The 23,705-nt window shown below is 70.2% G+C and carries 18 protein-coding genes; 4 read left to right on the top strand and 14 right to left on the bottom strand.

Annotation, left to right across the window (positions count from 1 at the left end):
* Positions 1-198: 198 nt before the first annotated feature.
* The gene (lgt, locus tag FHR82_RS31955; RefSeq protein WP_184814321.1) at positions 199-1,362 is read left to right on the top strand and encodes a prolipoprotein diacylglyceryl transferase; all 1,164 of its coding nucleotides are present in this window, start codon (positions 199-201) and stop codon (positions 1,360-1,362) included.
* A 20-nt stretch (positions 1,363-1,382) separates the two neighbouring features.
* Here lgt and FHR82_RS31950 read toward each other — a convergent pair whose 3' ends face one another.
* From FHR82_RS31950 to FHR82_RS31930, 5 genes are read right to left on the bottom strand one after another with little or no spacing between them, the layout of a single operon-like run.
* The gene (locus FHR82_RS31950; RefSeq protein WP_184814320.1) at positions 1,383-2,447 is read right to left on the bottom strand and encodes an NAD(P)H-dependent amine dehydrogenase family protein; all 1,065 of its coding nucleotides are present in this window, start codon (positions 2,445-2,447) and stop codon (positions 1,383-1,385) included.
* A gap of 58 nt (positions 2,448-2,505) precedes the next feature.
* A complete protein-coding gene (locus FHR82_RS31945) occupies positions 2,506-3,285 on the bottom strand; it encodes an SDR family oxidoreductase (protein ID WP_184814319.1) in 780 nt (259 codons plus the stop codon).
* A 34-nt stretch (positions 3,286-3,319) separates the two neighbouring features.
* Positions 3,320-4,141 carry an ABC transporter ATP-binding protein gene (locus tag FHR82_RS31940; protein ID WP_184814318.1) on the bottom strand — a complete coding sequence of 274 codons (822 nt, stop codon included), beginning with the start codon at positions 4,139-4,141 and terminating at the stop codon, positions 3,320-3,322.
* A complete protein-coding gene (locus FHR82_RS31935; protein ID WP_184814663.1) occupies positions 4,138-5,169 on the bottom strand; it encodes a FecCD family ABC transporter permease in 1,032 nt (343 codons plus the stop codon). The genes FHR82_RS31940 and FHR82_RS31935 overlap by 4 nt, the downstream gene beginning before the upstream one ends.
* A complete protein-coding gene (locus FHR82_RS31930; protein WP_225944117.1) occupies positions 5,166-6,122 on the bottom strand; it encodes an ABC transporter substrate-binding protein in 957 nt (318 codons plus the stop codon). The genes FHR82_RS31935 and FHR82_RS31930 overlap by 4 nt, the downstream gene beginning before the upstream one ends.
* Positions 6,123-6,589: 467 nt before the next feature.
* Between FHR82_RS31930 and FHR82_RS31925 the strand changes: the two genes are divergently transcribed.
* Positions 6,590-7,456 (top strand): DUF3558 domain-containing protein, encoded by an 867-nt coding sequence (locus FHR82_RS31925; RefSeq protein ID WP_184814317.1) that lies wholly within the window; start codon positions 6,590-6,592, stop codon positions 7,454-7,456.
* A gap of 58 nt (positions 7,457-7,514) precedes the next feature.
* Here FHR82_RS31925 and FHR82_RS31920 read toward each other — a convergent pair whose 3' ends face one another.
* The 6 genes from FHR82_RS31920 to FHR82_RS31895 all read right to left on the bottom strand — a co-directional run bounded on the left by FHR82_RS31920 (position 7,515) and on the right by FHR82_RS31895 (position 14,718).
* A complete protein-coding gene (locus FHR82_RS31920) occupies positions 7,515-8,519 on the bottom strand; it encodes a LacI family DNA-binding transcriptional regulator (protein ID WP_184814316.1) in 1,005 nt (334 codons plus the stop codon).
* Positions 8,516-9,916, bottom strand: a complete 1,401-nt coding sequence (locus FHR82_RS31915; RefSeq protein WP_311771365.1) for a GH1 family beta-glucosidase — start codon at positions 9,914-9,916, stop codon at positions 8,516-8,518. The genes FHR82_RS31920 and FHR82_RS31915 overlap by 4 nt, the downstream gene beginning before the upstream one ends.
* Positions 9,917-9,930: 14 nt before the next feature.
* Positions 9,931-10,779, bottom strand: coding sequence for a carbohydrate ABC transporter permease (locus FHR82_RS31910; RefSeq protein WP_184814314.1), 849 nt, complete (start codon positions 10,777-10,779; stop codon positions 9,931-9,933).
* Positions 10,779-11,783, bottom strand: coding sequence for a carbohydrate ABC transporter permease (locus FHR82_RS31905; protein ID WP_184814313.1), 1,005 nt, complete (start codon positions 11,781-11,783; stop codon positions 10,779-10,781). The genes FHR82_RS31910 and FHR82_RS31905 overlap by 1 nt, the downstream gene beginning before the upstream one ends.
* A complete protein-coding gene (locus FHR82_RS31900) occupies positions 11,780-13,051 on the bottom strand; it encodes an ABC transporter substrate-binding protein (protein ID WP_184814312.1) in 1,272 nt (423 codons plus the stop codon). Before FHR82_RS31900 ends, FHR82_RS31905 begins: the two co-directional genes overlap by 4 nt.
* Before the next feature lie 287 nt (positions 13,052-13,338).
* Positions 13,339-14,718 (bottom strand): carbohydrate-binding protein, encoded by a 1,380-nt coding sequence (locus FHR82_RS31895; RefSeq protein WP_184814311.1) that lies wholly within the window; start codon positions 14,716-14,718, stop codon positions 13,339-13,341.
* 372 nt (positions 14,719-15,090) lie between these two features.
* Between FHR82_RS31895 and gltB the strand changes: the two genes are divergently transcribed.
* A complete protein-coding gene (gene gltB / locus FHR82_RS31890; RefSeq protein ID WP_184814310.1) occupies positions 15,091-19,656 on the top strand; it encodes a glutamate synthase large subunit in 4,566 nt (1,521 codons plus the stop codon).
* Positions 19,649-21,169, top strand: a complete 1,521-nt coding sequence (locus tag FHR82_RS31885; RefSeq protein WP_184814309.1) for a glutamate synthase subunit beta — start codon at positions 19,649-19,651, stop codon at positions 21,167-21,169. Before gltB ends, FHR82_RS31885 begins: the two co-directional genes overlap by 8 nt.
* Before the next feature lie 157 nt (positions 21,170-21,326).
* Here FHR82_RS31885 and FHR82_RS31880 read toward each other — a convergent pair whose 3' ends face one another.
* The 3 genes from FHR82_RS31880 to FHR82_RS31870 all read right to left on the bottom strand — a co-directional run bounded on the left by FHR82_RS31880 (position 21,327) and on the right by FHR82_RS31870 (position 23,674).
* Positions 21,327-21,722: a VOC family protein gene (locus FHR82_RS31880; protein ID WP_311771363.1), complete on the bottom strand. Its 396-nt coding sequence runs from the start codon at positions 21,720-21,722 to the stop codon at positions 21,327-21,329.
* A gap of 96 nt (positions 21,723-21,818) precedes the next feature.
* Positions 21,819-22,220 (bottom strand): hypothetical protein, encoded by a 402-nt coding sequence (locus tag FHR82_RS31875; protein WP_184814307.1) that lies wholly within the window; start codon positions 22,218-22,220, stop codon positions 21,819-21,821.
* A gap of 17 nt (positions 22,221-22,237) precedes the next feature.
* Complete coding sequence (locus FHR82_RS31870) at positions 22,238-23,674, bottom strand: aromatic amino acid ammonia-lyase (protein WP_184814306.1); 1,437 nt, start codon at positions 23,672-23,674, stop codon at positions 22,238-22,240.
* Positions 23,675-23,705: the final 31 nt, after the last annotated feature.

The following is a 23,705-nucleotide window of genomic DNA, read 5'->3' as shown; positions in this document are numbered from 1 at the left end:
AACTAATCCGGCGGCCCACCGACTTGATCACCGCATTTCCGGCGCGGACGCTAGGGCCGCGCACGAGTTCTCACCGCGGTTGCTCGGAAACCCGCTGCTCAGCGAGAGCGTGGACCGTGGCTCCGCGCCGTCAAGACGACCACGTCCTCCCGTGTGGTGACGGTCGTCAGGCGGGCCGCGGCCCGAATGCCGGACCTGATGCGCCGACCACACACGTCGCCCGTTACGGTGACGCGCGTGACTGTGGCGTCCAGTGTCTTCCTGGCCAACATCCCGAGCCCGGACCGGGGCGTGTGGGAGATCGGGCCCGTCCCGATCCGCGCATACGCCCTGTGCATCATCGCCGGCATCATCCTGGCGATCTGGTGGGGTGAGCGGCGGTGGATCGCCCGCGGTGGCACCGCGGGGACGGTCATCGACATCGCGGTGTTCGCGGTGCCGTTCGGCCTCGTCGGCGGCCGCCTGTACCACGTGGCCACCGACTGGCACCGGTACTTCGGTGAGGGCAACAACCCGCTCAACGCACTGCGGATCTGGGACGGCGGTCTCGGCATCTGGGGCGCCATCGCGCTCGGCGCCGTCGGCGCGTGGATCGGCTGCCGCGTCAAGGGCGTGCCGCTGCCCGCGTACGCCGACGCCATCGCGCCGGGCATCGTCGTCGCACAGGCCGTCGGCCGTGTCGGCAACTACTTCAACCAGGAGCTGTACGGCGGGCCGACCGACCTGCCGTGGGGCCTCGAGCTGTACCGGCGGGTCAACGAGTTCGGCGAGGCGGACAACCTCAACGGTGTCGCGGTCAACCACATCGCCACCGACGGCTCGCCCGTCCACCCGACGTTCCTGTACGAGCTGCTCTGGAACCTGCTCGTCGCGGCACTCGTCGTGTGGGTCGACCGCAAGTACCGCCTCGGCCACGGGCGCGCGTTCGCCGTGTACGTCATGGGCTACACGCTGGGCCGCACGTGGATCGAGCTGATGCGGACCGACGACGCCACGCACGTGTTCGGGGTGCGGATCAACGTCTGGGTGTCGATCCTGGTGTTCCTCGGGGCGGCGGTGTACTTCGTCCTGGCGCGGTCGCGCGGGGAGCGGGAGGACCCGTCCTTGTTGCGCGGCAAGGACGCGCCGCCGCAGGACGAACCGGGTGACGAGGCCAAGCCGGACTCCGACTCCGAGTCCGACGCTGTTGACGATGACGCCGACGACGCCGATGACGCCGAACCGGAGCCCTCGAAGGCCGCCGACGAGTCCGAGCCCGCCGAGAAGGCCGCCGCGGACGCCGAGTCGGCACCGGCCGAGAAGACCGGCGACGACACCGGGACCGAGAAGAAGGCAGACGCCTCCTCGAAGTCCGACAGCTAGCCGGGGCGTGGTCTGGTCGCTCAGCGAGTGACCAGGCCACGACCGGTGATCAGCGGCAGGTCCAACGCCGTCAACAGGCCCGGTTCCGCGGCCACGACCGCTGGGACCGCGTTCACCAGGCGCATGGCCGTGGCCTTCAGCCCGCCCGTGTTGTGGTCGCCGTCCGAGGCCTCGATGTGCAGGTCCAGCGTGTAGTTCGGCTCGCCCTTGATCTCCACCCGGTAGCCGCCCTGGCCCGGCATCGTCGGCCAGTCCGGGCCAAGGTCCTGGTGCAGTCGTGTCACGTGTTCCAGTACGCAGACCGCGCGGTCGCCCACCATGCCGCGGACCTCGAAGCGCAGCGCGGCCGCGGTGCCTTCTTCGATCACACCGGCCGGGACCTCGATCCGGTGCGGTGCGGGCAGGCGGGTCGCGGACTCCTCCACGCGGTCCAGCGGCACACCGAGACCCGCCGCGAGCTGGCGGACCACGCTGCCCCATGCCAGGGACAGCACGCCCGGCTGGAGCAGTACCGGCACGTCGTCCATCGGGCGGCCGAAGCCCATGATGTCGAACAGGATCTTCGCGTTGTCGTAGGTCGCGTAGTCGAGGATCTCCAGGCAGCGCACCTGGTCTATCCGCTCGCACATCGACGTCAGCACCAGCGGCAGCCAGTCGTTCGCGAAGCCGGGGTCGATGCCGTTCACCCACAGCGACGCGCCGCCCTCGGCCGCGGCGGCGTGGATCGGTGCCACCAGGTCGTGCGGCACCACGCCGTGCGGGAACTGCAGGAACACGGGCCCGCTCGCGACGACGTTCACGCCGGCCCGCAGGAACCGTGCCAGGTCGGCCAGTGCTTCGGTGAGGCGGTCGTCGGCCATCGCCGTGTACACGATGCAGTCCGGGCGGGACGCGAGGAGTGCCGCCTCGTCCGTGGTCGCCTGGACGCCCAGCGTGCGGCCCAGTCCCGCCAGCTCACCAGCGTCGCGGCCCGCCTTGTCCGGTGTGGACACCCACACGCCGGCCAGTTCCAGGTCCGGGTGTGCCGCTATGCCGGCCAGCGCGTGCCTGCCGACGTTGCCCGTACTCCACTGCACGACTTTCACGGCCGCTCCTCGCAGGCTCCGAGCGGCCTCTCCGCCTTGATCGCTCCGCGAGCCCCGCTCATAGGTCAGGCAATCCCAGGTCGAGGTTCGGTTGCTGCAGGCCGCCGTCGACCTCCAGCACCTTGCCGGTCACATAGCCACCTGCGGCGGACACGAGGAACAGCACCGTCGCCGCCACCTCCTCCGCCGAGCCGATGCGGCGCAACGGTGTCGCGCGCGACATCTTCTCGCGCAGTTCGTCGTTCGTCAGCACGATGTCCAGTGCCGACGTCGCGACCGAGCCGACCGCGATCGCGTTGACCCGCACCCTCGGCGCCAGGTCGTACGCGGTCAGCTCCGTGTAGTGGGACAGCGCCGCCTTCGCGGTGCCGTACGCGAGGTAGCCACGTCCGGCGACCCGGCCCATGATCGACGAGATGTTCACGACCGCGCCCGTCGTCATGAGCGGCACCGCCGCCCTGGTCAGCGCGTGTGCCGTGGACACGTTGAAGTGGAAGGCCCGCTCGAGGAAGTCCGTGTCCGTGTCGAGGAACGGACGCGGGTAGGTGCCGCCGACGTTGTTGATGACGATGTCGAGGCGCCCGAACGTGTCGTGCGCGACCCGGGCCAGCCCGGCCGCCGCGTCCACATCGGACAGGTCGGCCGGCACGACTCGTGCGCGCCGCCCCGCTGCCTCCACCCGCTCGGCGACCTCGTCGAGGTCGCCCGCCGTCCGCGCCGAGACCACCACGTCGGCGCCCGCCTCGGCGAGTGCCACCGCCGTCGCGGCCCCGATCCCGCGTCCCGCCCCGGTCACGACGGCCACCTGGTCGGCAACCCGGAACCGGTCGAGGATCACGAGCAGAACTGTAACACGTTCTAGTCGAGTTGGATCACGGAACGCGCGGTGTGGCGCGGTCCTGTGCCCTGGTCGGGGCGACGACCAGCTGACCGTCCCCGGTCGTCAGGACTTCCACTCGCGCGTCGTAGTGGCGGGCGATCGTGTCCCGGGTCAGCACCTCGGCCGGACTGCCCGTCGCGACCACGTTTCCCTTGTCCAGCAACAACAGCTGGGTCGCGTACTGGGCCGAGAGGGTCAGGTCGTGCAGTGTGCTGACCACCGTCGCGCCCTCCTCGTGGCGCAGGCGGTCGATCAGGTCGAGCAGTGCCTGCGCGTGCCCGATGTCCAGGCCGGTCGTCGGTTCGTCGAGCAGCAGCAGGCCCGCCTCCTGTGCCAGCACTCGTGCCAGCACCGCACGCTGCCGCTCGCCGCCCGAGAGCGTGTGCAGTGCCCGCGTCGCCAGCGTTCCCAGGTCCAGGCGCTCCAGCACCTGCGACACCACCGCCAGGTCCGACCTGCGCTCCCGCGCCAGCGGCGACAGGTGCGGGGTGCGGCCCAGCAGCACGTAGTCCGTCACCGTCAGCCGGTCCGGCAGCTGCGGGGTCTGCGGGGCGTACGCGATGGCCCGCGCGCGCTCGCGGTTCGACAGCGACGACGTCGGCACGTCGTCGACCAGTATCTCGCCGTCGTGGTGCACGATCCCGACGATCGCCTTCAGCAGCGACGACTTCCCGGCCCCGTTCGGGCCGATGATGGCGAGCCAGCCGCCCTTCTCCAGCGTCACGTCGACGTCCGCGGCCACCACCCGGGAGCCGTGGCGGGCGTTCACCGCGCGCAGGGACAGTGCCTGCTGTGCGCTCTTCGGAGCCGTCATCGCAGCTTGCTCCGGTACATCCGCAGCACCAGCAGGAAGAACGGCGCGCCGGTGAACGCCGTGATCACCCCGATCGGCAGCTCGGCGGGCGCGAACGCGGTCCGCGCGATGTGGTCGGCGATGATCAGGAACATCGCGCCGCCCGCCAGCGACAGCGGCACCACCACCCGGTAGCTCGCCCCGGCCAGCAGCCGCACCACGTGCGGCACCACGATCCCGACGAACCCGATCAGACCGCTCACGGACACCGCGGCCGCGGTCGCGAGCGACGCGGACAGCAGGACCACCACCCGCACCCGCCCCGGGTTGATGCCGAGCGACGCGGCCTCGTCGTCGCCGACCGCCAGCACGTCCAGCAGCCGCCCGCACAGGCACAGCACGGCCGCCGCCACCGCGATGTACGGGACCGTCACCAGGACCTCGGTCCAGCCCGACGTGTTCAGGCCGCCCAGCATCCAGCTGTAGACCTGCTTGATGGTGTCGGTGTTCAGCTGCTGCGCGAACGTTTGCACCGCGGTCAGGAACGACGCGACCGCCACGCCGGCCAGCAGCAGCACCGCCGTGCCGCCACCCGCCGACCGGCCGAGCACCCACGTCAGCGACACCCCGCCGATCGCGCCCGCGAACGCGGCGAGCGGCAGCGGGCCGACGATCCACCCGGCCGTCTGCGGCGCGGCGACCACCACGATCGTCGCCGCCATGCCCGCACCCGCGGCCGCACCGAGCAGGTACGGGTCCGCGAGCGGGTTGCGGAACACGCCCTGGAACGCCGCCCCCGACACCGCGAGCGCCGCGCCGACCAGCCCGGCCAGCACGACGCGGGGCAGCCGCACCTCCCACACGATCGCCGCCTCGGTGGCCGACAGCGGGGACGTGCCGCCCGTCAGCTGTGCCCACACCTCAGCCACCACCCGGGTCCAGCCCAGGTTGGCCGCGCCGAGCAGGGTGGACACCGCCACCACGGCGACCAGCCCGGCCACCGCCGTGGCGAGCACGCCAGGGCGGAGCCGGGTGGGGGTCGCGGTCAGTTCTGCTCGCCGGCCTTGGTCACGGCGGCGGCCACGGACTTCGCCAGGTCGACGACGCGCGGGCCCCACCGGGAGGCCAGGTCGTCGTCCAGCTCGACGACGTTGCCGTTCCGCACGGCCGTCAGCGTGCCCCAGCCCGGCCGGGCCGCGACGGTCCCGGCGTTCTGGCCGCAGCACTGCACGTCCGCGAGGAAGATCAGGTCCGGGTCGGCCTGCAGGATGGCCTCGTTCGACAGCTGCGGGTAGCCGCCCGCGTCCACGTCGGCCGGGTCGGCGATGTTGGTCAGCCCGAACAGGCCGTAGACCTGCCCGATGAAGGTCTTCGAGGTCGCGCTGTACAGGGTGGTGTCCAGCTCGTGGTAGTACGTGAGCGCGGTGGCCGGCTTCGGCGTGTCGGCGATGACCTTGTCCAGCCCGTCCTTGGTGCGTTCCACCAGGTCGGCGGCCTCGTCGGCGTGCCCGGTGGCCTTGCCGATCGCGGTCATGCCCGCGTACACGTCGTCCAGCGTCTTGGCGGCGGGCACCGCGAGCACGGGCACGTTGATCGCCTTCAGCGACTCGACGAGGTTGTCGGCGTCGTCGGAGATCACCACGAGGTCCGGGTTGTGGTTGGAGATGGCCTCGACGTTCGGGGTGAGCCCGGACAGGTCGGTCTCGGGTGCGTCGGCCGGGTGGTCGGACTGGTCGTCGACGGCCACGACCTGCTCACCCGCGCCGACCGCGTACAGCGTCTCGGTGTTGCTGGCCGACAGCGACACGATGCGCGCGGGCCGCTTCTCGATGGTGACCGGCTCACCGCCGGGCTGGTCGACCGTGACGGGGAACGCCGCACTCGTGGCGTCGAACGAGTCACCGGGTTGCTGGTCGGACGGCTGGTCGCGGTTCGCGCACCCGGCGACGAGCAGCGCACCGGCGACGGTCAGCGCAGCGAAGCGCCTGGCGGTGGAGGACAACGGAGCACCTCGGGTCTTCTGCCCAGCGCACGGGCGCGACCCGGGAAACCCCGGCACGCCGCGTCCCTGCACCGGGGGCGGTTGGCGTCGACGCGGCGGGGAGGCGACCTGGCTTTGACAGTTGCGGGACAGCGCCGGAATCACACCGGACTTCGCTAACTCGTCGCGTCACCGGTCAGTGTGCCTGACCAGCACCGGGACGCTATCACCCCGGGGCGGCGGCAGCCGCGGTGCCGTTCGTCACCTGGCGCCAGGCTATCAATTCGCCAATCCGTGAATTTAACGGGGGTAAATAACGGGTCAGGCGGACAGTTGGTTACCGTCTGCCCGCATGATCAACTACAGGGCCCGATTGCCTGTTCTGGCCGCTGCTGTGGCGCTTGTCCTGGTGGCCTCCGGGTGCGGTGACGTGGTCTCGTCGTCCGGGGGACTCGTCGTCGGGTGATGGCGGCGAGACGACCAGCGCCATGCCCGAGATCGCCGACCCCGCGGTCGAAGCGGCGGCCCTGCGGGCTGTTGACGCGTGTGCGTTGCTGGACGCCAAGAACCTCACCGATGTCGGCACTGTCGTGCCCGACAGCGTTTCCGAAACGGGCTGGGGCGAGTGCTCCGTCGACGTCGACGCCGGCGGCAAGACCCTGGAGCTGGTGCTGACCATCGGCGATCAGCTGATCCTGCTCGACGACGTGAGCGGGGAACTCGAAGGACTGCCGTTGATCGTCGACGACGAGGACCCGGCGTCGTGCTGGATTTCCGTCGTGACGTCCTACGAGCTGGAACTGGGGATCACGGTGCACGCCGAGCTCCCTGGCGGTGACGGCTGCGAGCTCGGCCGCACCGCGCTGGGGCAGCTCGTGCGGACGCTGCACGCCGAACCGCCGCAGCACGAGCAACTGCCCGGTTCGGTGCTGACCGCGGACCCGTGCGCGCTGGCGGCCGAGGACGCCGTGCGGGGCGCGCTGGGCGACGAGATCTTCGTGGAGGTCGCGAGCCTGCACGACTGCAACTTCTGGACGGGCGACGGCACGACCTACCCGCTGGTGAGTGTGCGCGTGTACGAGGCGACGCAGCCCGACGCCTCGGAAGGTGAGCCCGTCGACCTCGGCGGCGGTGTGACGGCGATCCAGCTCGTCACCGATGAGACAAGCACCGTCAGCTGCAACGTGACCTGGCGCGTGCTCGCGACGCCGACCGACTACGAGACCGACGACCACGGCGAGCTCATCTCCGTGAGCCTCGACGGTGAGCCGGAGGACGGCCTGGACGTCGCCACCGCGTGCGAGAAGGCGGTCCCGGTCGCCAAGGCCGTGGCCGCGGCGGTCGGCAAGGCATAGGTAGCCGCCGGAGGTTCGAGTGCGGTGCGGGCCGGGGGCTCGCACCGCACTCGTCGTGTCAGGCCGACTCGCGTTCCACCAGCACGGTCGGCAGCACCACCGGGTCCGCGACCGGGTCGCCGCCTATCTGGGTCAGCAGCAGTTCGGTCATCGTGCGGGCCTGGTCGACGATGGGCTGGTGGATGGTGGTCAGCGGGGGTTCGGTGTGGCGCGCCATGTCGATGTCGTCGTAGCCGACCACCGCCACGTCGTCCGGGACGCGGCGGCCCGCGTCGCGGAGGGAGCGCAGTGCGCCGATGGCCATCAGGTCGTTCGCCACGAAGACCGCGTCCAGGTCCGGGTGGCGGGCCAGCAACGCGGTCATCGCCTGCTGGCCCGACTCGCGGGTGAAGTCGCCGTAGGCCACCCGGTCCGCCTTCCGGCCCGTGTTCGACAGGGCGAGGCGGTAGCCCGACAGGCGGTCGATGCCCGCCGTCATGTCCTGCGGGCCCGCGATCGTCGCGATGCGGCGGCGGTCAGACGCCAGCAGGCGTTCGGCGGCCAGCTGGGCGCCGCCGACGTTGTCGACGTCCACATAGGACAGTCCGGGCATCGGGCGGGACGGGCGGCCGCCCACCACGGTCGGGATCCCCGCCTCCAGCAGCAGGCGGGGGAGCGGGTCGTCGTCGTGCATCGACGCCAGCAGCACGCCGTCCACGTGTCCACTGCGGACGTAGTCGGCGAGCTGGGCGTGTTCCGCCGTGTTCTGGGCGTTCACCAGCACGAGCTGGACACCGGTGCCGATGAGGGTCTGGCTCGTCGCGATGATGATGTTGCCGAGGTACGGGTCGTTCAACACGGTGGCGTCCGGCTCGCGCATCACCAGCGCGATCGAGTCGGTCCTGCGCATCGCGAGGCTGCGGGCCGCCCGGTTGGGGACGTAGCCCAGCGCGGCGATGGCGGTCTCGACGGCCACCTTCACCTCGGGGCTCACCCTCGGCGACCCGTTGATCACCCTGGACACGGTCGCCCGCGACACCCCCGCCTCCGCGGCGACGGTGTCGAGTGTGGGCTTGGAGATCATTCCGTGTCCGGGTCGCTGTCTATGCCGTTCGTCTGAATCACCTGCCGGTACCAGTGTGCGCTGTCCTTCCAGACGCGTGCCTGTGTCGGGTAGTCCACGTGGACGATGCCGAACCGCTTCGCGTACCCGTATGCCCACTCGAAGTTGTCCAGCAGCGACCACACGAAGTATCCCCGAAGGTCCACCCCGTGCGTGATCGCCTCGTGCACGACCTTCAGGTGGTCGCGCAGATAGGCGATCCGCTCGTCGTCACGGACCCCGTCGACACCCAGCTCGTCGTCGAACGCGGCGCCGTTCTCCGTGATCATCAACGGTATCGGGCGGTACTGGTCGTGCACGCGGTGCACCACGTTCCGCAGGCCCTGGGCGTCGATCGCCCAGCCCATCGCGGTCTGCGGGCCCGGTGGCTGGACGAACCGGACATCCCGGCAGGCCGGCCACGGCGACGGGCCGTCGGCAGGCGGGTCCGCCGGGTCGACGACATCGACCAGCGTCGGCGTGTAGTAGTTGATGCCCAGGGAGTCGATGGGTGCCGCGATCACCGCCAGGTCCGCGGGCAGCACGAAGCTCCAGTCGGTGAGCCGTGCCGTGTCGCGCAGGACGTCCACCGGGTAGTGGCCGCGGAACAGCGGGTCGAGGAACAGCCGGTTCGCCAGGCCGTCGATCCGCCGCACCGCGTTCGTCGCGGCCGTCGACGTGACCGCGGGCAGCACCGAGGACAGGTTCAGCGTGATCGACACCTGCGCGGACTCCGGCAGCACCGCGCGCAGCGCCTGCGTGCCCAGCCCGTGCGCCAGCAGCAGGTGGTGTGCGGCCCGCAGCGCCAGCGCCGGGTCGGTGCGACCCGGCGCGTGCTCACCGGAGGAGTACCCGAGGAATGCCGAACACCACGGCTCGTTCAGCGTGGTCCAGTTCGGGACCCGGTCGCCGAGCCGTGTCCCGACGAGCTCGGCGTACTCGGCGAACCGGGCCGCGGTGTCCCGCGTCCCCCACCCGCCGGAGTCCTCCAGCTCCTGCGGGAGGTCCCAGTGGTACAGGGTGAGCACCGGCTCGATGCCGTGCGCCAACAGCTCGTCCACCAGGCGCTCGTAGTGGTCCAGCCCCGGCGCGTTCGCCGGGCCCTTGCCCGTCGGCTGGATCCGCGGCCACGACACGGAGAACCGGTACGCGGGCAGCCCCATCTCGGCCATCAGCGCGACGTCCTCGCGGAACCGGTGGTAGTGGTCGGCCGCCACGTCCCCGTTGTCGCCGTTCGCGACCCGGCCCGGCGAGTGGCTGAACGTGTCCCAGATGGACGGTCCACGCCCGTCGGCGTCGTGCCCGCCCTCGATCTGGTACGCCGCCGTCGCCGCGCCCCACACGAACCCCTCGGGAAACTTCAGAGGCTGATCGTTCACTTCGTGAGCTCCGTTCACCCCTTCACCGCCCCCTGCATGATCCCTCCGATGATCTGTCTGCCAAGCACCAGGAACACGATGAGCATCGGGAACGTCGCGATCACCGTGCCTGCGAGCACGAGCGAGTAGTCCACCTCGATGCCGCTCCTCGTGTTGGCGATCGCCACCTGCACGGTCGGGTTCTGCGTGTTCAGCAGGATCAGCGGCCAGAACAGGTCGTTCCAGTAGGTGATGAACGTGAGCAGCCCCAGCACCGCGGCACCGGGCCGTGCGATGGGCAGCACCACGCTCCAGTAGATGCGCAGCGTCGACGCGCCGTCCACGCGCCCGGCCTCGAGCAGTTCGGTCGGCATCGCCGAGTACAGGTACTGGCGCATGAAGAACACGCCGAACGCGCTCACCAGCGCGGGCACGATCACGCCGCGCAGGTCGTTGGACCAGCCGAACCACTGCGTGACCATGATGTACAGCGGGATGATCGCGAGCTGTGTCGGCACCAGCATCGTGCCCACCACCGCGGCGAACAGGCCGCCGCGGCCGCGGAAGGTCAGCTTGGCGAACGCGAAACCGGCGAGCGTGGAGGTGAACACCACCGCGATCGTGATGGTCCCGGCGACGATCACCGAGTTCGTCAGCGCGAGCCCGAAGTTGCCCTGTTCGAACGCCTTCTCCAGGTTGTCCCACAGCGAACCGCCCGGCACGAGCGGCGGGGGATAGCGGCCGATCGCGGACTGGTCGCGCGAGGACACCACGACCGACCAGTACAGCGGGAAGATCGAGACGATGATGATCGCGAACAGGATCGCGTAGGTGCCCCAGCGTGCCTGGTCGGGGGAACGTCTGCGTGTCGTGCCAAGTGCCATCAGTCGTCCGCCGATCGGATCCGGCGCACCAGCAGGAAGTTGACCAGTGCGATCACGACGGTGATCAGGAACAGGGTCCACGCGATCGCGGCCGCGTAGCCGTACCGCCCGTTCGTCCAGAACTGCTGGTACAGGTACAGGACCACGGTCTGGAACTCCCGTTCCGGGCCGCCGTTGCTGTTGCGGGTCGTGTCGAAGAGGAAGGGCTCGGCGAACAGCTGCAGCGCGCCGATCGTCGACACGATGACGGTGAAGATGATCGTGGGCCGCAGGCTGGGGATCGTGATGTGCCAGAACTGCTGCCACTTGCTCGCCCCGTCGATCGACGCGGACTCGTACAGCTCGTACGGGATCGTCTGCATCGCCGCCAGGTAGATCAGCGCGTTGTAGCCGGTCCAGTGCCAGATCACCATGGTCGACACCGCGAGCCACGACGACCACTTGTCGGCGCGCCAGTCGAGCGGGTTGTCCATGAACGGCTGCAGGACCCAGTTCAGCAGCCCGAAGTCGCGCGCGAAGATCTGGTTGAAGATCAGCGCGACCGCCGCCACCGACGTGATGTACGGGACCAGCACACCCATGCGCAGGAACAGCCGCCCGCGCAGGCGGTAGTTCAGCAGGTGCGCGATCCCCAGCGCCAGCAGCAGCTGCGGCACGGTCGACACGAGGCCGATGCCGAAGGTGTTGATCAGCGAGTTGTGGAAGTTGTCGTCCGACAGCAGCTTGCCGTAGTTGTCCAGCCCGACGGAGACGTCCTCACTGCCCGGCTTGCGCGGACTCCACGCCGTGGTCGAGATGATCGCGGTGTAGACCAGCGGGAACAGGCCGAAGACCGCGAACAGCCCGAAGAACGGCAGGACGTACAGGTACGGCGAGCCCTTGACGTCGAAGCGGTACAACCGCGACCGCCACGCCTGCCGCCGGGAGGACGGCCCCGAGGGGCGCCCCGGAGAGTCCGGTGGCGCCCCGCGGTTGTCGAGCTGCTCTGACGTTCGCACCGTCATCCATCACCCGCGGCGGCTTTGATGTCGTTCATCGCCGACTCCCAGGCCTCCTCGGGATCGGTGCCCTGCTCCACGCTGTTCAGCGCGCCGGCGAACGTGTTGCCGATGACGCCGCTCTGCGGGCCGACCACCTGCACCGGCGCGTTCTCCAGCGACTCCGGGTAGATCTTCCCGGCGGGTGCGCCCGAGAAGAACTCCGAGCTGAAGTCCGCGACGTCGGGCTGCGACCAGGTGGACTCCTGGCTCGGGAAGTTGCCGATCGACTTGAACAGCTTGACGTTCTGCTCCGGTGCGGTCAGCCACTTCGCCAGCTCGACGGCCTTGTCGACGTTCTTGCCCTGCGCGGGCACCGTGACGTACGAGCCGCCCCAGTTGCCGGAACCACCGGGGATCTTCGCGATGTCCCACTTGCCCTTGGTGTCGGGCGCGTTGCCCTGGATGTAGCCCATCATCCACGCGGGGCAGGTGATCGTGGCGAACTGGCCCTGCTGGAAACCGGTGTTCCACTCGGGCGAGAACTCGGGCAGCGCGGCCGACTGGCCTGCCTTGATCGCGTCGACCGTGAGGTCCCACGCGTCCTTGACCACCTTGTTGTCCTCGACGATCAGGTCGCCGTCGGCGTTGTAGAAGGTCTCCTCCTCGTTGCCGAGGATGCCGGTGAAGACGTGACCACCCGCGTCGAACCACTTGGTCTTCGGCATCTTGGTGAGGAACTGCTTGCCGACGGAGACGTAGTCGTCCCACGTCGACCACAGCGCGGACACCTGGTCGCGGTCGGTCGGCAGGCCTGCCTGCGCGAACAGGTCGGTCCGGTAGCACATGGCGAGGCCGCCGATGTCGGTCGGCAGGCCGATCAGCGCCCCACCGTCCGCAGTGGACGCACGCTGCACGGTGGACTCGGTCCACTGCGCGCTGTCGACGCCCTTGTCCTTGAAGTTCACGAACTGCTCCGACTGCCCGATGAAGCCGGACACCTGCCCGACCTCGATCACCTCGAGGTCCGCGGTGCCGGACCCCGCGGTCAGCCGGGCCTGCAGGTTCTGGTGGTGCGTGCCGAAGTCGCTGCGGTTCTCGACGATCTTGACGCCGTGCGCCTTCTCGTACTCGTCGTAGAGCTCGCGGTTGTCCGGTAACGAGAAGCTGTCGCCGAAGACGTTGATCGTGAGCGTGTTCCCGCCACCGTCCTCGCCGGACTCACCGCCTGAGCCACAGGCCGTGAGGACGAGGGCGGTCGCGGCTACGCACGCGACGATCCCTGAGTTACGCATGTCTGGCCTCCTGCGGCCACGTCGGTGTGGAACGGGCATGAGAGCGCTCTCATGGGTTCACGAAGGATCTCGGGCGGCTTCGGTCGTGTCAAGACCCGTAACCGGGATGTTGTGGACAAAAGTGCCGGGCCCTCGCACCTGGGACGTGGTGCGAGGGCCCGGCGGTGAGCGATCCGAGCCTCCACGTGGCCTGTTTCGGGTCGCGCGGATCGCTGTCCCGGTGCCCCGAAAGACGCTTTCAGGGCGTTGAGCGTCCTGAAAGCGTCTTTCAGGACAGTGGCCGTCGGTCAGCGCGCGAAGGTGAACCAGTCCACGTTGACGAAGTCGGCGGGCTGGCCGCTCGTGAACGTCAGGAACACGTCGTGCACGCCGGTGACCCCGGAGACGTTGGCGGGTATGTTGCGCCAGCTCTCCCAGCCGCCCGTGTTGCCGACCGCGAAGCTGCCGATCGGTGCGTTGGAGCGGGAGTCCAGCCGCACTTCGACCAGACCGCTCACCCCGCCGCCCGCGCCGGAGGCCACCCTGGCCGTGAACTGCCGCGCCGCCGACGACCCGAAGTCGATGTCGTCGTAACGGGCCCAGTCACCGTTCGCGATCCAGCCCATGTACTGGCCGCCACCGGTGTTCGCCGCGCCGGCGACCTGCACGCCGGTCTGGCCCTGGTAGCCCTCGGCCTCGCGCTGGGTGTAGGCGCTGCCGCCGCCCGGGGGCGGGTCGGTCGGGCCGCCACCCGTGCCCTTGCTCCACACCGCGACGTAGTCGACCACCATCGGGTGCCCCGGCACGGTGGCCGAGGTCGGGGTCGCGAAGCCCGCGACACCGTCCGGGAAGGCGCCACCCATCGCGACGTTCAGCAGGATGAAGTACCCGGCGTGCGAGGTCATGTTGTTCCACGTGTCGGTGCCGACCTGGCCCTGGCTCACCGAGTGGAACTGCTGCCCGTCGACGTACCAGCGCAGCTGCTTGGCCGAGTCGTCCCACTCGAACCGGTAGGTGTGGAAGCCCGACTGGCAGGAGCTGCCGGGACAGGCGCGGCTCGCACCGAGGCCCTGGGTCTCGTTGCACGGCCCGCCCGGGTTCACTCCACAGTGGAGCACGCCCCACACGGCGTTGATGCCGTTGACGTTCTCCATGATGTCGTACTCGCCGATACCGGGCCAGTTCCAGTAGTTGCCGCGGTAGGGCGAGCCGAGTGCCCAGAACGCGGGCCAGTAGCCCAGGGCCGCGTTGCCGGTGACGTTCGGCATCTGGATGCGGCCCTCGATGCGCAGCACGCCGCCCGCCGGGGGCTTGAAGTTGCTGCGCTGCGTCTCGATGCGGGCAGAGGTCCAGTTGCCCGCGCCGTCGCGCCGCGGGGTGATGCGCAGGTTGCCGCTGCCGTCGAGGGCGATGTTGTTGGTGCTGTTGGTGTGGTAGGCGATCTCGCCGGTGCCCCAGTTGCCGGGGCCGCCCGGGTAACCGTGGCCGATGTCGAAGATCCAGTTCGACGACGACGGCAGGGTGCCCGCCGAGCCGTTGAAGTCGTCGGCCCAGACCTGTGTCCAGCCGGACTCCGGCGGCGGGACCGACGCTTCCGCCGTGTGGGTGAGGGGTGCGATGACGAGCAGTGCGGCGGCAGCGGCACCGAAGGCGAACCTTCGACGCGACGGCGCGCGTGTACTGGGCATGGGCGGTGACCTCCTTGTCACGCTCGGGCAGGGGTTCCGAGTGCCCGCGAACGGGCCGCAGATGTTGCCGCTAGTCATGGAAGCGCTCTCACAACAGATTGTCAACAGGTCGCAACGTTTCGCCCACCTTCCATTCCCCGCGGTGTCGGTTACCCTCACCTAGGCGAAGCAGCCGGTGCCTGACGGGCCCCACCAGGGCGAAGGGTGCCTTATCGCGCGGATCATCCGGATCGTTACATCCAACGCCGAAAATCCGCCGTCGACGCATGGCTCCTGGGTTTCGGGACTGTTAAGCTCACGTCAACACGCGGGCCACCGCCGTCCCGCGCCCAGCTAACAGTTGAGCGCGAGGACGACGAGGGAGGTCGACGCGTGATCTATTCCGCCGTACCCACCGCACGAGGTCTTTACGACCCCACCACCGAACGTGACGCGTGTGGCGTGGCGATGGTCGCCGACATTCAAGGGCGCAGGTCACATGGCATCGTGACCGACGCACTCGTGGCGCTGGCCAACCTGGAACACCGCGGTGCCGCGGGTGCCGAACCCACCAGTGGCGACGGCGCGGGCATCCTGCTCCAGCTCCCCGACGACCTGTTCCGGCAGGTCGTCCACTTCGACCTGCCCGCCCCCGCGCGCGACGGCGCCGCCACGTACGCGGCGGGCATCGCCTTCCTGCCCCAGGACACCGACCAGCGCGCCAGCGCCGTCGCGCTGGTCGAACGCATCGCCAAGGAAGAAGGCCTCGAGGTCCTCGGCTGGCGCGACGTTCCGGTCGCGCCGGACGCCGCGGGCGTCGGCCCCACCGCGCGGTCGGTCATGCCGCACTTCGCGATGCCGTTCGTCGCGGCGCCCACCGACGGCAACGGCGTCCGCATCGGCGGTCTCGAGCTGGACCGGATGGCGTTCTGCCTGCGCAAGCGTGCCGAGCACGAGAGCGTCGCGGCGGGTTGCGGCGTCTACTTCCCGTCGCTGTCCGCGCGCACGGTCGTCTACAAGGGAATGCTGACGACCGCGCAGCTGCCGGTGTTCTTCACCGACCTCACCGACCAGCGCCTCACGAGCGCGATCGCGTTGGTGCACAGCCGCTTCTCCACCAACACGTTCCCGTCGTGGCCGCTCGCGCACCCGTTCCGGTTCGTGGCGCACAACGGTGAGATCAACACGATCCGCGGCAACCGCAACCGCATGCGTGCCCGCGAGGCGCTGCTGCAGTCCGACCTCGTGCCCGGCGACCTGACGAGGCTGTACCCGGTCTGCGACCCGGACGGCTCGGACTCCGCGTCCTTCGACGAGGTCCTCGAGCTGCTGCACCTCGGCGGCCGCAGCCTGCCCCACGCGGTGCTGATGATGATCCCGGAGGCGTGGGAGAACAACGCCACCATGGATCCGAAGCGCCGCGCGTTCTACAAGTTCCACTCCAGCCTGATGGAGCCGTGGGACGGCCCGGCGTCGGTCACCTTCTCCGACGGCACGCTCGTCGGCGCGGTGCTCGACCGCAACGGCCTGCGTCCCGCGCGGTGGTGGCGCACCACCGACGACCGCATCGTGTTCGCGAGCGAGACCGGTGTGCTGGACGTCCCGCCGGACCAGATCGTCGCGAAGGGACGGTTGCAGCCCGGCCGCATGTTCCTCGTGGACACCGCGGCGGGCAAGATCGTCGACGACGACGAGATCAAGGCGGAGCTCGCCGTCGAGCGCCCGTACGAGGAGTGGCTGCACGCCGGACTGCTCAAGCTCGCGAACCTGCCGGACCGCGAGCACGTCGTGCAGACCAACGAGTCCGTGCTGCGCCGCCAGCTCTCCTTCGGCTACACCGAGGAGGAGCTGAAGATCCTGCTCCAGCCGATGGCGATCAACGGCGCCGAGCCGATCGGCTCGATGGGCAGCGACACGCCGCCCGCCGCGCTGTCGAAGCGGTCGCGGCTGCTCTACGACTACTTCAAGCAGAACTTCGCCCAGGTGACGAACCCGCCGCTGGACGCGATCCGCGAGGAGATCGTCACGTCGGTGCAGCGCATCATGGGCCCGGAGCAGAACCTGCTCGAGCCCGGTCCCGCGTCGTGCCGCCACATCCAGCTGCCGTACCCGGTGATCGACAACGACGAGCTGGCCAAGCTGATCCACGTCAACGACGACGGCGACATGCCGGGCTACGCCTGCACGGTGATCCCCGGGCTGTACGAAGTGGACGGTGGCGGGAAGGCGCTCGCGGAGGCCGTCGAGCGGGTCCGGCGCGAGGCGTCCGAGGCCATCTCGGCCGGGGCGCGGACGCTGGTCCTGTCCGACCGGGACGCCGACCACCGGATGGCGCCGATCCCGTCGCTGCTGCTGGTGTCCGCGGTCCACCACCACCTGGTGCGCACCAAGGAGCGCCTGCGCGTCGCCCTCGTCGTCGAGACCGGCGACGCCCGTGAGGTGCACCACGTGGCGCTGCTGCTGGGTTACGGTGCCGCCGCGGTCAACCCGTACCTCGCCTTCGAGACGATCGAGAACCTGATCCGGCGCGGCACCATCACCGGCCTCGAGCCGAGGACCGCGGTCCGCAACTACGTCGCCGCGCTCGTCAAGGGCGTCCTCAAGATCATGTCCAAGATGGGCATCTCGACCGTCGGCGCCTACACCGCGGCGCAGGTGTTCGAGGCGTTCGGGCTCGCGAACGACGTGCTCGACGAGTACTTCACCGGCACCAGCAGCAAGCTGGGCGGCGTCGGTCTCGACGTGATCGCCGACGAGGTCGCGGCACGCCACCACCAGGCGCACCCGGAGAACCCGACCGACCGCGTCCACCGGCGCCTCGAGGTCGGCGGCGAGTACGCCTACCGCCGCGAGGGCGAGCTGCACCTGTTCACGCCCGAGACCGTGTTCCTGTTGCAGCACGCGACGAAGACGCGCCGCGAGGACGTGTACCGCCAGTACGTCGAGGAGGTCGAGCGCCTCAACCGCGAGGGCGGTGCGCTGCGCGGCCTGTTCAAGTTCAAGGGCGATCGCGCGCCGATCCCGATCGAGGAGGTCGAGCCGGTCGAGGGCATCCTGCGGCGCTTCAACACCGGCGCGATGTCCTACGGCTCGATCAGCGCCGAGGCGCACGAAACCCTTGCCATCGCGATGAACCGCATCGGCGGCCGCTCCAACACCGGTGAGGGCGGCGAGGACACCGACCGGCTCTACGACGACGAGCGCCGCTCGGCGATCAAGCAGATCGCGTCCGGCCGCTTCGGTGTCACGAGCGAGTACCTCGTCAACGCGACCGACCTGCAGATCAAGATGGCACAGGGCGCGAAGCCGGGCGAGGGCGGTCAGCTGCCGCCGAACAAGGTGTGGCCGTGGATCGCGCGCACCCGGCACTCGACCGCGGGGGTGGGCCTCATCTCCCCGCCGCCGCACCACGACATCTACTCGATCGAGGACCTCGCACAGCTCATCCACGACCTGAAGAACGCCAACGAGCACGCCCGCGTGCACGTCAAGCTGGTCAGTGAGCTGGGCGTCGGCACGGTCGCGGCCGGGGTGTCGAAGGCGCACGCGGACGTCGTGCTGATCTCCGGGCACGACGGCGGCACCGGTGCCTCCCCGCTGAACTCGCTGAAGCACGCGGGCACGCCGTGGGAGGTCGGGCTCGCCGAGACGCAGCAGACGCTGATGCTCAACGGTCTGCGCGACCGGATCACCGTGCAGGTGGACGGCGCGATGAAGACCGGCCGCGACGTCGTGGTCGCGGCGCTGCTCGGCGCCGAGGAGTACGGGTTCGCGACCGCGCCGCTGATCGTGGCCGGCTGCATCATGATGCGCGTCTGCCACCTGGACACCTGTCCGGTCGGCGTCGCGACGCAGAACCCGGTGCTGCGCGAGCGGTACACCGGCCAGGCCGAGCACGTCGTCAACTACTTCCACTTCATCGCGAACGAGGTGCGGGAGCTGTTGGCGCAGCTCGGTTTCCGCACGCTCGACGAGGCGATCGGGCACGCCGAGATGCTGGACGTCGACGACGCCGTCGACCACTGGAAGGCGAAGGGCCTGGACCTGTCGCCGATCTTCGAGGTGCCCGAGACGACGTACTCGAGCGCGCGGCGCCGGGTCCGCGGTCAGGACCACGGTCTCGACCAGGCACTGGACCGCACGCTCATCCAGCTCGCCGAGGCCGCGCTGGAGGACGCGCACCCGCTGAAGCTGGAACTGCCGGTGCGCAACGTGAACCGCACGGTCGGCACGCTGCTGGGCGCCGAGGTCACCCGCCGCTACGGCGGTGAGGGCCTGCCCGACGGGACCATCCACATCGAACTGACCGGCTCCGCGGGCCAGTCGCTCGGCGCGTTCCTCCCGGCGGGCATCACGCTCGACCTGGTGGGCGACGCCAACGACTACGTCGGCAAGGGCCTGTCCGGCGGGCGGATCATCGTGCGGCCGCACGGCGCCTCCGCGTTCGCCGCCGAGCAGCAGGTGATCGGCGGCAACGTGATCGCCTACGGCGCGACGAGCGGGGAGATCTTCCTGCGCGGCCGGGTCGGGGAACGGTTCTGCGTCCGCAACTCCGGCGCCATCGCGGTCGCCGAGGGCGTCGGCGACCACGCGTTCGAGTACATGACCGGTGGCCGGGCAGTGGTGCTCGGGCCGACCGGGCGCAACCTCGCGGCAGGCATGTCCGGCGGCATGGCGTACGTGCTCGACCTGGACAAGAAGCTGGTCAACAAGGCGATGGTCGACCTGCAGCGACCGTCCGCGGACGACCTGAGGTGGCTGCGCGACATCGTCGCCGCGCACCACAAGTACACCGGATCGGCGGTAGCAGCGTCGCTGCTGGGCGACTGGACACGCCGCGCGGCGTCCTTCACGAAGGTCATGCCGCGCGACTACCAGCGCGTGCTCGAGGCGATGCGGCTCGCCGCCGCCGAGGGGCGCGACATCGACGAGGCGGTCATGGAGGCTTCGCGTGGCTGACCCCAGCGGGTTTCTCAAGCACGAACGGAAGGACGCGCCGAAGCGGCCCAAGCCGGACCGGCTCGCCGACTGGCACGAGGTGTACCTCGACCAGGAGCCCGCGGAGCGGGACAAGCACGTCCGCGGCCAGGCGTCACGGTGCATGGACTGCGGCATCCCGTTCTGCCACTCGGTTTCGGTCGGGTGCCCGCTCGGGAACCTGATCCCCGAGTGGAACGACCTCGTGCGGGTCGGCGACTGGTCGGGTGCCAGCAACCGCCTGCACGCCACCAACAACTTCCCCGAGTTCACCGGGAAGCTGTGCCCGGCGCCGTGCGAGTCGGCGTGCGTGCTGTCGATCAGCCCGCTGTCCGGCGGGGCGGTCGCGATCAAGCGCGTCGAGGAGGCCATCGCCGACGTCTCGTGGGAGAAGGACCTGATCCGCCCGCGCCAGGCGATCGTGTCGTCGGGCAAGAAGGTCGCGGTCGTCGGCTCCGGCCCGGCCGGGCTCGCGGCGGCGCAGCAGCTGACCCGTGCCGGGCACGAGGTCACCGTGTACGAGCGGGACGACCGGCTCGGCGGGCTGCTGCGGTACGGCATCCCCGAGTTCAAGATGGAGAAGAAGGTCCTCGACCGGCGCCTCGCGCAGCTGCGCGAGGAGGGCACCCGGTTCGTGACGGGCTGCGAGGTCGGCGGCGCGAAGCCCGGTGACCTGTCGGTGGAGACGCTCAAGGCGCGGTTCGACGCGGTGGTCCTCGCGGTCGGCGCGCTGCGTGGCCGCGACGCGCCGGACGTCCCCGGGCGTGCCCTGAACGGCGTGCACCTCGCGATGGAACACCTGGTGCCCGCCAACAAGGAGTGCGAGGGCGACGGCCCGACCACCATCTCCGCGCACGGCAAGCACGTCATCGTGATCGGCGGCGGCGACACCGGCGCCGACTGCTACGGCACCGCGACCCGCCAGGGCGCGCTGTCGGTGACGCAGCTCGACCAGTACCCACAGCCGCCGACGGTCCGCGACGACGACCGGTCGCCGTGGCCGGTGTGGCCGTGGATCCTGCGCACCTACCCCGCGCACGAGGAGGCGGGGGAGCGGCGCTTCGCGGTGGCCGTCGAGTCCTTCGTGGACGACGGCGCCGGGAACGTGCGCGCGGTCCGGCTCCGTGAGGTGAAGGTCCGCCGCGACCCGGTGACCGGGGTCCGCGAGGTCACCCCGGTCAACGACCACGTCGAGGAACTGCCGGCGGACCTGGTGCTGCTGGCGATCGGTTTCGAGGGGGTCGAGCACATGCCGTTGCTCGACGGCCTGGACCTGTCACTCACCGCACGCGGCACGCTGTCGTGCGGCTCGGACTGGCAGACACAGGCGGAAGGCGTATTCGCCTGCGGCGACGCGCACCGCGGCGCTTCCCTTGTGGTGTGGGCGATCGCGGAGGGCCGTTCGGTGGCCAACGCCGTCGACGCGTTCCTCACCGGCCACTCCGACCTGCCTGCCCCGGTGATGCCGACGGCCCTGCCACTGGCAGTCGTCTGACGAACGACTTGGCATCGCACGACGCAGTGCGGGCCACCTGACGCCTGACCCCGCACAACGAAGTGCGGGGTCAGGCTGCTTTTCGAGGGCATGGCCACCTCAAAGAGTCCTGCCAAGAACCACGTTGCAACCCGAGGCCGTCCCAGAGACCTGCGATTCACGCCAGGTTGAGCTGCCAGGAGACGCCGAACCGGTCGTTGACCCACCCGAACTTCGTACTGAACCCGTGGTTCCCCAACGCCATCAGCACTCCGCCGCCATCCGACAGCGCCGCGTACAGGCGGTCGATCTCGGCCTCGTCCGCGCAGTCGACGTACAGCGAGACCGCGGGCGTGAACCCGAACCCGTGCTGCACCGCGCTGTCGATGCACATGAACTCCTGCCCGGCGAGCGTGAAGACCGCGTGCGTCACCGACCCCTCGGCGCCGGGCCCCTCGGGTCCGTACTTCGTCAGCGACCGCACTTCGGCGTCGGCGAACAGCGACCGGTAGAACGTCATCGCCTCCTCGGCCCGGCCCTCGAACATGAGGAACGTGGTGATCTTCTGGGACACCGCCAACTCCTTAGGTAGCCGCTTATATAAGCGGCGACTGTAGCAGGGTGCCCGTCTGGGATCGCGCCATGTTCGGCGGCACTGATCGACCCGCGCCTAGAAGAGCCTGCCCTCCAGCAGGGTGTTCGCCACCACCCACAGCGCGCCGATGACCGCCAGCCCGACGAGCGGCACCCACACGCGGGGCCGGTAGGGCGGCGCGAACCGCAGCCACGTGAACAGCAGCCCGGCCGGCAGGACGAGCAGCACCGGCACCGTCAGCATCCTCGCCACGATCTGCGAGTCGCGGCAGTACGCGGGCTCCTCGGCGCCGGTGCCGTAGTCGCCATCGCCGCCACCGCTGCCGCAGCCGTCGGTGATCAACGGTGACAACAGGCCGACGGCGAAGGTGAGCACTCCGACGACGACGAGGAGCACGGTGCCGATGGCCGCGAGGACGAGCGGGGCCGTCGCCTCCTCGTGGCTGTCCCAGCTGCCCGTTTTGTCCTCGTCGGTCACAGTGTGATGATTCCAGGTCAGATTTCGGACAGTTGCCCCAGGAGTGCGGCCGCCTTCGTCAGGTCGTCGGAGAACGGCCGATCAGCTGTGTTCGCATCAAGTGTGGCGTCCGCGAGGTCGAACGCGTCACGCACCGGCAGGTCCATCAGGTCGGCGGGCCGCATGCGCAGCGCACGCACCGCGGCCACCAGCTCACACGCCAGGACCTGCTGGTACGCGTCGGCCGCGGCACGTGCCTGGCGGGCGGCCTGCGTGGAGAAGCTGGCGTGGTCCTCGACGCCGCGGGACACGACCGCGGTGCCGAGCGTCACCGGCAGGGCCGCCTGCCGCAGCATGGCGAGCGCGTCGTGCGTGACGTACTCCAGGATCATCACGCCCGAGCTGCCGGGCGGTCCGTCGGCGAGGAACGCGGGCAGGTCGGTGAACGACGGCTCGACGAGGTCACCGAGCCGGGCCGCGGACAGCTCCGCCACGTGGTGCACGGTCGCCCGCGTCTGGTCCAGCGCGGTCGCGAGGTACGCGGTGTGGAAGTGCGCGTTGTGGAACACGTCCCCGGCGGCGAGCGACACCATCGGGTTCTCGGCACTGGCGTTGATGTCGATGGTCAGCACGTTCCGCAGGTACGCGATCGAGTCCAGCGCGGGCCCCTGGACCTGCGGGAACGCCCGCAACCCGTACGGGTCCTGGATGCGCCTGCCCGGCGGCGGCGCGCCGGTCATGCCCAGCAGGCGCCGCATCTCGCCCGCGCACCGCACCTGGCCGGGGTGCGGGCGGGCGGCGTGCACGGCCGTCGCGTACGCCTCCGGGGAGCCGCCGAGCACGACGTAGGACAGCGCGGCGACCACGTGGCTCGCCCGCAGCAGCCGCTCCAGCTCCAGGCAGGCGAGGGTCGCCTCGGCCAGCGTCGCGGCGTTGCTGCTCATGAACGCGAGGGCGTCGGCGGTGTCGAGCGGTACCGGCGGCAGGTGCCCGTCCGCCCACGGCCGCTCGCCCGCCAGCGTCAGGCCGGTCTCGGCGAGCACCGTGAGGTCGCCGGTGCCGATCGCGCCCGTGCTGTGGACCCGGGGGATCGCGCCGCTGGTCAGCGCCTCGGCGAGCGCGGTGAGCACCCGCGGGTGCACGCCGGAGCCACCCGCGGCGAGCTGGTTGAGCCGGATCAGCATCATGGCGCGGACGTGGTCGGCGGGCAGCAGGTCGCCGGCGCCGCCCGCGTGGCTGCGCAGCAGGCGTCTGCCGTGCTCGGGGCCGGAGTCCTCGTCGATCGTGAGGTCGCGGTTCGCGCCGACGCCGGTGGTGCGGCCGTAGATCTCGCGGCGCGCCGACAGCTCGGTGACGAGCCGCCACGCGTCCTCCGCCCTGCGCACGGCCGCCTCGTCGACCGTCACCGCGATCCGTTCCCGAGCCACCAGCCGCACGTCCTCGCAGCGCAGTGTTCGACCGTCCACTGTGAACATGTCGCCAGAGTAGAACCACCGGGAATGTCAT

Origin of the sequence: Actinophytocola algeriensis, assembly GCF_014203735.1 — a bacterium.
GTDB classification, from domain to species: Bacteria; Actinomycetota; Actinomycetes; order Mycobacteriales; family Pseudonocardiaceae; genus Actinophytocola; species Actinophytocola algeriensis.
This window is presented reverse-complemented; position numbering and strand designations above follow the sequence as displayed.